Genomic DNA, 10278 nt, shown 5'->3' on the forward strand with positions numbered 1-10278 from the left:
TATTCTATCTTAACAAAGTTATATCTCCTTTCTTCTGGTAAGTGGAACCGTCATAGAAAACCACATCGGCTACATAGGTATATACATCCTGTGGTTGTACAGTGCCTTTGTACCGGCCATTCCACCCCGAGTTTTGTTTGGGGTCGGTAGCCTGGTACACCATTTCCCCCCAGCGGTTATAAATCCTGAAATTGAGTTTGGCAATGCCATAACCGCGCAGCATTACCACATCATTAATTCCGTCGCCGTTTGGCGTAAATGCGTTGGGCACATCTACCAGCGGTGTAACCACGGCACTGATGGCCTGGCAGGCCGAATCGGTACAACCGTACTGGTTACTGGCATATAAACAGGCTTTATAAATACTGGTAGCTTCATAAATATGCTGAATAGTGGTGTCGTGCAGCGTAGTGCGCAGGGTGTCACCATCACCATATTCCCATAAATAAGTTACAGCGCCTGTTGAGGTGTTCATGAAATTCACCGGTGTATTCGATTGCGGCGGTACGGGTGAATAAGTAAACGATGCCGTGGGGTTAGGGGTTATTACAATGGTTTTTGAAATGCTGTCTTTCAGGTTACAGGCCGATGAATCAATTACCAGTAATTTGATGGTAAAGGTACCGGTTTGTGTGTAAGCATGCACAGGTTCTACTTCCTGCGAGGCAGTGCCGTCACCAAAATCCCAGTAAAACTGCTGGCCTGCGAGCGAGGTGTTGCTGAATTTGGCGGTATACGGGTAACAGCCTGCGGCCGGTGTTTCAAAGCCTGCCTTTACAGTGGGCGATATGCGTATCTGCTTCAGCGCAGAATCAGGGTAATTGCAATAGGATGTGTCTATTAAATGCAATACCACATTGTAAGTGCCTGGTGTTGTATAACTGTGTGTCACTATCTGTGTACCTGTTGGCGGTGTAACGTTGCCGTCACCAAAATCCCATACAAACGAGGTATCGGTAAATGGCCGTGTTACCGGTGCTTTCGAGGTATTCCTGAATTCGTATTTCAGTGAATCGCAGGGCGGCAGTTTACGGTAGGCAAATGAAACCGGTGCCTTGTCTCCGCGTACCCTTATATGCATGTAAGCGGTATCTGCCGCATTACAGGCTTCGGGATCGCTTGAAATAAGGCGTACCAGGTAGGTGCCCAACTGCGTGAAAGTATGGTTCACCGAGTTAACAACTGTGGTGGTATCGGGTGAGCCATCGCCAAACGACCACTGGTAGGTTTTACCCATGGCCATGGTATCGGTAAACTCAACGGTAAGCGGTACGCAACCCGATGAATCGTTGGGTACGCCGTCAATGGTAGCGCGCAGGCCTGCAGCAATGCCTGCCAGGTGAAAAGCAATTTTAATGGCTGCGAGGTTGCAGAAACTGGGCAGTGCGCCATTAGTCTGGCTCCATGCGCCGGGTGTGGTGGGAAACACGCCGCCGCCATTACAGTCTGCACAAATGGCTTCGTATATCACGCCCTGTTTATCGAAACGGCTGGTACCGCCATCAACATGGTCGTTGATAACGCCGCCGTTCTGGCCAAACATGGTTCCATATAATTGTGATACGGCGTCTTTCTTCATTACAAAAAAATAAAAATCTGCTCCGTCGCGTTGCGGCGAGTTGGCAATAATCGCATCGGCTGTGGTGGTTAAGCCTGTTGTGCCATTGCTGTTATATCCTTCTGCTGCATTAATACCACCGCCCCAGCCTGAAACATATACATTCTCACAACGGTCTACCAGGAATGCAGTAATCGAAATATCGGGTAGTGCACTGCCTTTACCAAATACGGTGGAGTAGACATAGGTACCCAGGTTGGGGTTTAATTTCGAAATAAACTGTTTACCGTTATTCTGGCTGAAGGCCGCATTGCTTACAGGCCATGAGCCGGTGGTGGTTCCCGTGATGTAAGGAAAGCCCAGCTTGTCGAACTGCACACCAAACACGAGATCTGCCCCGGATGTACCGAAGTAAGAACTGTTGAGCAGTGATGAGCAGTCGTTGTTAAGCTCTGTTACAAAACCATCACAGTCGCCGCCGGCATAAGTACCGCCGATAACGGCATTGGCCCTTGCAATACCCGGGAAATCGGTGCTGGCCGTTGCTCCTGCTACATATACATGGTTATTGGCAGGGTTGAGTGCAACTGCAAATGGCGCATCATTACCGGTGCCGCCCAAAAAGCTGCAGGCATAAATGGTAGAAAGATCGCTGCTGGCTTTTATCACCACGCCATCCTGCAGGCCGCCGCCGGGTTTTGGCTGAAAGGCATTGGCAGTAACAGGGAACAGGCCTGAAGCGCTGTCTGTTTCTTTCAATGACTGGGTTTGGGTAACCAGGTAAATATTGTCGCTGTTATCGATGAGCACTTCACTGCGCGCATCATCGCCATAATTGCGGCGTGTGCTTACTGCGCCGGTATTGGTGGTGTTGGAATTGTACTTGGTGGCAATGTTTACGCCATCATCATCTGCACCGCCTATTTTGCGGGAGCCGATCAAGCCGCCGCCGGTGGCATTCAGCTTGGTAAGAAAAATATCCAGCTTACCGCAGGTACCAAAATTGGGTGCAGTGGTAGGGTAGTTGGTTGAACTGGTACGGCCTGAAATGATGAGCTCGCCTGCATTGTCTACAATCAAACTATGCGGCTGCTCATTACCGTTGCCGCCCAGATAGGTGGCGTACAAACGCTGCGAACCGTTGGCGCTGAACTTCATAATGGCTACATCGTTGGGGGCTGCATTATCGCCCTGAACACCGCCCTGGAATGTTGTTTGATAAGCGCCATTGTTTACCGGGAAGCCGCCTCCGCCACGCCCGTTATTAAATACGATGCCGCCTGAATAAAGGTTGCCCTGGTTATCGTAGGTAGCGGTATAACCCCAGTTATCGGCACGGCTGCCGGTAAAGGTGGAGAATACCAGCGTGGGATCTATCACCAGCGTGGATTGTTTATCGTACTGGCCAACGCGGAATTTAAGCGTATTACCCTTTACCACATATTTTGCGGCAACATCGGTTCTGCCAGTGTTGCCTGAAGTATAGGTGTACGGCTTCAACTCATTTACCGTACCGGCAGATGTTTGGATGGAAAGCTGTTCGTTTTTCAGGCTCAGTTTATCCACGCCGTCAAACTGCAGGGTTATTTTATCAGGATCGCCGCCCGGGTTTACAATAATATCGTATTTGAGTGCGCCGTTATCGGTGTAATAACGCACATCTACATTGGGGTATACATTTTTAAACAGCACGGCCTGGTATACGGTGCAGTGTGATGCCCATTTGGAGGGATCGTTGCCCAGTATGTAATTATTGTAGCTGTTTAACGGTTTATCGGGTATGGCGGTAATGGCAGCGGTATCATTGGCGTTGAGAAAGCGCAGCTGGTATATATGCGAATGCAGCACCATGTCGGCAGCCGGTGAGCCGGCAGTACCTACACCTCCGCCGCCTGCCGTTGGATTTTCGGCGCTGGTGCGGGCTGTAGTAACATTGGGTTGTATGCCTGGTGTGCCGGTATGTGTAGCGCCGTGATAGAAGCTGGTAATGCGTTTTACATCGTCGGGGTTGTTGAGTAATATGCGGTAGCCATCTTTATGCAACATGAATACGCCATTGGAAATATCACCCTGGAATTGTATGCGCTTTTCCCACTGTCCCTTGTTTTCGGTAAACTCCAAAGCCTGCGCCTGTGCTATATCCCATACCAGCAAGGCAACGGCAACGGACAGTATTCTGGAAATAGTTTCCAAGCTCAACAATTTATATATAAGTTACTAAATACAACGCTTACCAACGCGAAAAAGTTGTTCAGGAAATTTTGCTCCAGGAAGTTTTTCCTTTCTGAGACAAAAGGAATTGTCTTAGTGGTAAATTCTCTGCTGAAGCAAGATCCTCATCTGCGTCTAAAAGCTGCCCGGCATGAAATTTTGCCAGTTCAAGGATGCTTTTATCATTTACGAGACTGGCGAGTTTAAAGTTTAGCTCACCACTTTGCCGGGTGCCTTCAATGTCGCCCGGTCCGCGTAATTCAAGATCTTTTTCAGCGATTTTAAAGCCATCGTTGGTTGCGCACATAATACCAATACGTTCGCGTGCGTCGTTGCTGAGGCGGGAACCAGTTAAAAGAATGCAAAAGCTTTTTTCGCTACCTCTTCCCACACGGCCGCGCAATTGATGTAATTGCGACAATCCGAATTTTTCGGTGCTTTCAATTACCATTACCGAAGCGTTGGGTACGTTTACACCCACTTCAATTACCGTGGTGCTTACCATAATATGCGTATCGCCTGTTACGAAGCGCTGCATATTGGTTTCCTTTTGCTCGGGCGGCTGTTTGCCGTGCACCATGCTGATGCGGTACTTTGGCTCGGGGAAAAAGCTTTTTACCTGCTCGTATCCCTGCATCAGGTCTTCGTAGCTGAGCTTTTCACTTTCTTCAATTAACGGGTATATAATATAAGCCTGGCGGCCTTTTTCTATTTCGGTGCGGATAAAGTCCATTACCCTGGCGCGGTGGTGTTCGTTGCGGTGCACGGTGGTAATGGGTTGCCTGCCGGGCGGCAGCTCATCCATTACACTGTAATCGAGATCGCCGTAGGCAGTCATGGCCAGTGTGCGCGGAATAGGCGTAGCTGTCATTACCAGCACATGCGGCGGAACAGTTGCCTTCTCCCATAAACGGGCGCGCTGTGCTACACCAAAGCGGTGCTGCTCATCTACAATGGCCAGGCCAAGGTTCTGAAACTGCACGGCTTCTTCAATCACCGCATGGGTGCCTACTACCATTTGTATAGAGCCATCGGCCAGGCCTGCGAGTATTTTCCTTCTTTCTGCTGCTTTGGTGCTGCCGGTAAGCAGGCGCAGCTGTACGGGTAAATCTTTCAGCAGTGCACTTAAACCCGCGAAGTGTTGCTGGGCCAGTATTTCAGTAGGCGCCATCAGGCAGCTCTGGTAACCGTTACCTGCGGCAAGTAACATGGTTAGTAAAGCTACCATGGTTTTGCCGCTGCCCACATCACCCTGCAGCAGCCGGTTCATCTGGTGGCCCCGGGCGGTATCCTGCCGTATTTCTTTCAGCACTCTTTTCTGTGCACCGGTTAATTCAAAGGGCAGGTATGTGGTGTAAAAGGTATTGAACAGGTCGCCTACTTTTTCAAACACTACGCCCTTGCTGTGGCGGTGCCTGTTTAAGCGGGCCAGGTTAAGCCTTATCTGCGCCATGAAAAACTCTTCAAACTTCATGCGTTGCAGGGCCGCCTGGTATTGATCGGCATTGGCAGGGAAATGCAGTGCACAAACAGCATGGTAGCGGGAGGGCAGGTTTAGGTGATGCAGTATGCGTGCCGGGATATTTTCAGGAAGATCTTTTTCGCTGATCTGCGGTAGCAGTGCAGCCGTGAGTTTGCCTATCTGCCGGCCGTTTAAACCGCGTGCCTTGAGTTTTTCAGTAGTAGGATACACCGGCTCAAGAAACGCTTTGCCATCTGCCTTTGTATCGCGCAGCAATTCTATTTCGGGATGGGTAATCTGCGGCTTGCCATTGAAAACGCTGGTGCGGCCGTATACCAGGTATTCCTGCCCGGCTGTAAGTGTTTTCTGCACCCATTGTATGCCCTGGAACCAGGTGAGTTCAAGTATGCCTGTTTTATCCTGCAGCTGCGCTACCAGGCGCCTGCCGCGTTTTTCGCCCAGTACAGATACATTGAGCAATGTTCCGGCTACCTGTATAAATTCGGTTTGCGCGTTTATTTCGCGGATGGTGTTCACCTTTGTTTTATCGAGGTGCCTGTTGGGATAATGCTCCAGCAAATCACGGAAGGTGAATACCGACAGTTCTTTGCGCAGCATATCACCTTTCAGCGGCCCTACGCCTTTGAGGTACTCGATCGGAGAATCTAATATGGATGGTGTTTCGAAAGAAATGTCCGGAAATTTGGCCGCAAAATAGGAAGAAGCTGTTAGCTGTTGGTGGTTGGCGCGTAGGTTTTTTGGAAAAAGGGGGTACTGGTGTCCATAGGGCTCCTTTGGTGAATAGTGAACAGGCAATAGTGAATGAAAACAGGTGAGTGGTGAGTAGTCAGTAGTGAGTGATTGAAGCGAAGGTCATCCCTACGCTGCCGTTGCCGGTGTCCCCACCGGCAACCCGTCTTCGCCTGGATAATCCCGAAGTGTCGATTCTCGATTCCCGATGGTTTTTCCACTCACGACTGTCGATTCACGGTCCCGAAGTGTCGATTCTCGATTCTCGATGTTTTTTCCACTCACGACTGACGATTCACGGAGACGATTGTCCATGCACGGTCTCGGTTAAACCTGTAACTTGTCTTATCTTCGCCGCTTATGAAGAAGGAAGTTGTTTTAAGCGGAATAAGACCTACCGGTTTTTTGCACCTGGGCAATTATTTTGGTGCCATGCGCAACTATGTGCGCATGCAGGATGAATACAACTGTTATTTTTTTGTGGCCGACCTGCATAGTCTTACCACGCACCCCGATACAAAGGAACTGCGCAACAGCGTAATGCGGGTAATTGCAGAAAACGTTGCCTGCGGACTGGATCCTGAAAAGGTGGCATTGTATGTGCAGAGCACTGTGCCTGAAGTATCTGAACTGTACCTGTACCTGAATATGCTGGCGTATAAAGGCGAGCTGGAAAAAACCACTACATTTAAAGACAAAGTGCGTTTGCAGCCCGACAACGTGAATGCCGGATTGCTAACCTACCCGGTATTAATGGCGGCCGATATTCTGGTGCACCGCGCAGTGAAAGTGCCGGTGGGTAAAGACCAGGAGCAACACCTGGAAATGACCCGCAACTTTGCGGAACGTTTTAACCACCGTTATGGTGAAGTGTTTCCCTTGCCGCAGGCGTTTAATTATGGCACCAGCCTGGCCAAGATCATGAGCCTTGATGGCAACGGTAAAATGAGCAAGAGCGAAAACCAGATGAGCACCTTGTACCTGGCAGATGATGATGACCTGATCAGGAAAAAAATAATGAAGGCAAAAACAGACAGCGGTCCCACAGAACCGAATGCTGAAAAGCCTGATTATATCGAAAACCTTTTTACGCTGATGGGATTGGTGAGCAGCCCGGATGTACTGGAGAAGTTCAATGCCGATTTCAACAATTGCGTCATCCGTTACGGTGACATGAAAAAGCAGCTGGCAGAAGATATGGCGAAGTTTATTCATCCCATACGTGAGAAGGCAGCTGCGATTCAGGCAGACAAAAACCTGCTCGACAAAATTATACGCGACGGAGCAGAGAAAGCGCGGATAAACACCAACGCCACCATTAAAGCGGTGCGCGATGCAATAGGTGTACATTATATTTAGTTGCAGCTTGAAGGTAAGCATACCATGTAATGCATTAAAACGCAGCTACGGTTGCAACAACAACGTATCCGTTACCCGAGTGATTACGTAAGGCAGCATGCCTGCAGTTGTTAACCTGTGAAGGTTTGTGTTGTATTGCTGCCTGCAACCTGTAACCCGATTGAAACCCGAAATAAGTAAAATGGCAAAAGCGAAGAAACCAAAACATATTGCCGTAGCCGGTAATATCGGTGCAGGTAAAACCACATTAACGGAATTATTAAGCAAGCACTACCGCTGGATACCACAGTTTGAAGACGTGGATCATAATCCATACCTCATGGATTTTTATGAAGACATGCCACGCTGGAGCTTTAACCTGCAAATCTACTTCCTGAACAGCAGGCTGAACCAGCTGCTCGAAATTCACCGCGGTACAGAAACCGTGATACAGGACAGAACCATTTATGAAGATGCCAACATATTTGCGCCCAACCTGCACGAAATGGGGTTGATGAGCAAACGTGATTTCGATAATTACTATGCGTTTTTTCAAACGCTGAAATCCATGGTGCAACCGCCAGACCTGATGATTTACCTGAAAGCATCGGTGCCTACACTGGTTGGCCAGATTCAGAAACGCGGCCGTGAATATGAAGAAAACATCCGCCTCGATTACCTGAAAAAGCTGAACGATTTATACAACAAGTGGATTGACAGTTATACCGAGGGCCCGATACTGGTAATAGACGTTGACAAGAACAAGTTTGCCGATAGCGAAGAAGACTTCGGGGACATTATCAGCAAGATAGACGGCATGTTGTTCGGCCTGTTTTAAACCTCATTTACAACTTATTATACAAAACAAAACTCCACCGAAGCCGGTGGAGTTTTTATTATGTCATAGCAATCGAAGAAGGGCCGTGGCAATTGCTTTCAAAAATTATTGAAAGAATTGGATTGTTAAATGTACTCAAATTTTTGAATCTGCCAAGGGTGAAGCAAAAAATATTTCTTCGGGCACCTGGCGCATATATTTGGAGAAGTTCTGCCTGAATTGCCCGGCCAGTTCTTTGGCCTGAGCATCATAGGCTTCCGGGTTTTTCCAGGTGTTGCGCGGGTTAAGTAAACAGGCCGGTACACCGGGGCACTGCTGCGGAACCATCATCCCGAACACCGGGTGCTGTTCGTACGGCACCTGTTGCAGGCTGCCGTTGAGGGCTGCATCTACCATGGCACGGGTATGGGCCAGCGAAATGCGTTCACCGCTGCCGTAACAACCGCCTGTCCAGCCGGTGTTGATTAACCATACATTTACTTTGTGTTGTTTTAATTTCTGCCCCAGCATTTCGGCATACTGCACCGGGTGCAAAGGCATAAACGGTGCGCCGAAACATGCACTGAATGTAGATTTCGGCTCACAGATGCCTGTTTCAGTGCCGGCTACCTTGGCGGTATAACCGCTGATAAAATGATACATGGCCTGCGCCGGTGTAAGCTGGCTTACAGGTGGCAGCACACCGTATGCATCACAGGTTAAAAAGAAGATGTTTTTAGGAATACCCCCTTTTGCAGACGGCTCGCTGTTGGGTATAAAATGCAATGGATAACTTACACGCGTGTTTTCGGTTACAGTGCCATCATTGAAGTTGATGCGCTGTGTGCCGTTGTAAAAGCGGGTATTTTCTACCAGCGCACCAGGGCGGATGGCGTTGAAAATATCGGGTTCTTTTTCAGCCTGCAGGTTAATACACTTGGCATAACAACCTCCTTCAAAATTAAAGATACCGTCTGCCGCCCAGCCATGTTCGTCGTCGCCAATCAATTTGCGGGAAGGATGGGTGCTCAGCGTGGTTTTGCCGGTTCCGCTTAAACCAAAAAAAACTGCCACATCACCTGCTTCGCCCATGTTGGCGCTGCAATGCATGCTCAGCACATTTTCTTCTTTTGGCATCAGGTAATTGAGAATGGTGAAAATGCCTTTCTTTATTTCTCCTGTGTAGGCTGTTCCGCCTATTAAAATGGTTTTGTGCGAAAAGGAGAGTACAGCGAAGTTTTCCTGGCGGGTACCGTCTTCAAGGGGAGTGGCTTTAAACCCAGGTGCATGTATCACCAGCCATTCGGGGTTAAAGTTTTCCAGTGCGTCTTCACCGGGGCGGATAAACATATTGTGAGCAAACAGGTTGCTCCACGGGTGTTCGTTAATTACCCGGATATTGAACCGGTAACGTTCATCGGCACAGGCCTGGCAGTCACGTATCCATACTTCACGCCGCTGGTTTAAATAATGTATCATTTTCCGCTTTAGCTGTATAAAATGCTGCTCATCAATAGGGATATTGAAATTGTTCCAGTTAATGGAGCATTCGGTGAGTGCATCTTTCACCATAAACTTGTCCTGCGGACTTCTGCCGGTAAACTGGCCTGTGTTAATACACAACGCACCTGTATCGCTCAGTACGCCCTGGTTTAACTGAAGGGTTTGCTCAATCAATTGGTGGGGTTGTAGCTGGTAATGCACCTGCACATGGCTGCCTAAGCCGAGGCGTGCAAGTTGTTTGGGTGCGGCTAATGTACTTACTACAGGCATAATGGAAGTTTTAAACAAATCTAGCGCTTAAAAACTTACAGGTGTTAGTATTAGGGAGCGTTCGTTTTAGAAGAAATTCAATGAAAAAGCGCTGATGCTGAGTTGCTAAAAAATATTTTGCAACCCTGTTGTGCAAACAGAAAAATTTTAGCAAAACCCTTGCAAGTATTATAAATATTGGGTTTGCGGAGTTTATCGATTTAGCAGCGATGTTTAAAAGTTTCATGTTTAACGTTAAACTTTGTACTTGCCTGAATAAGGTTGACTTTTTTTGTAGATAATAGACCTCGTTGTAAAGTAATGTTTTTTCTGATACAGCTGATTAAAGCGGTTCATTTGCAAAAGACATTGCTTTGCAACGAGGATTCT

5 protein-coding genes are annotated in these 10278 nt (G+C 48.3%); 2 read left to right on the forward strand and 3 right to left on the reverse strand.

Translation table 11 applies throughout. The features are described 5' to 3' along the window. Positions 1 to 4: 4 nt before the first annotated feature. Both DXN05_RS22350 and recG read right to left on the reverse strand, forming a co-directional pair. The gene (locus tag DXN05_RS22350) at positions 5 to 3751 is read right to left on the reverse strand and encodes a DUF7948 domain-containing protein (protein WP_245975278.1); all 3747 of its coding nucleotides are present in this window, start codon (positions 3749 to 3751) and stop codon (positions 5 to 7) included. A gap of 58 nt (positions 3752 to 3809) precedes the next feature. Then, positions 3810 to 5924: an ATP-dependent DNA helicase RecG gene (gene recG / locus DXN05_RS22355; RefSeq protein WP_116849539.1), complete on the reverse strand. Its 2115-nt coding sequence runs from the start codon at positions 5922 to 5924 to the stop codon at positions 3810 to 3812. 417 nt (positions 5925 to 6341) lie between these two features. On the opposite strand from recG, the gene trpS reads away from it, so the two are divergent. Next, entirely contained in the window at positions 6342 to 7340 is a 999-nt protein-coding gene (gene trpS / locus DXN05_RS22360; protein ID WP_116849518.1) for a tryptophan--tRNA ligase, read from the forward strand. Between the two features lie 181 nt (positions 7341 to 7521). After that, a complete protein-coding gene (locus tag DXN05_RS22365; RefSeq protein WP_116849519.1) occupies positions 7522 to 8157 on the forward strand; it encodes a deoxynucleoside kinase in 636 nt (211 codons plus the stop codon). Positions 8158 to 8292: 135 nt separating this feature from the next. On the opposite strand, the gene pckA is transcribed toward DXN05_RS22365, so the two are convergent. Next, on the reverse strand, positions 8293 to 9909 hold the full coding sequence (pckA, locus tag DXN05_RS22370) for a phosphoenolpyruvate carboxykinase (ATP) (protein WP_116849520.1): 1617 nt from the start codon (positions 9907 to 9909) through the stop codon (positions 8293 to 8295). Between the last annotated feature and the right edge of the window lie 369 nt (positions 9910 to 10278).

Origin of the sequence: Deminuibacter soli, assembly GCF_003412455.1 — a bacterium.
Classification (GTDB): Bacteria; Bacteroidota; Bacteroidia; order Chitinophagales; family Chitinophagaceae; genus Deminuibacter; species Deminuibacter soli.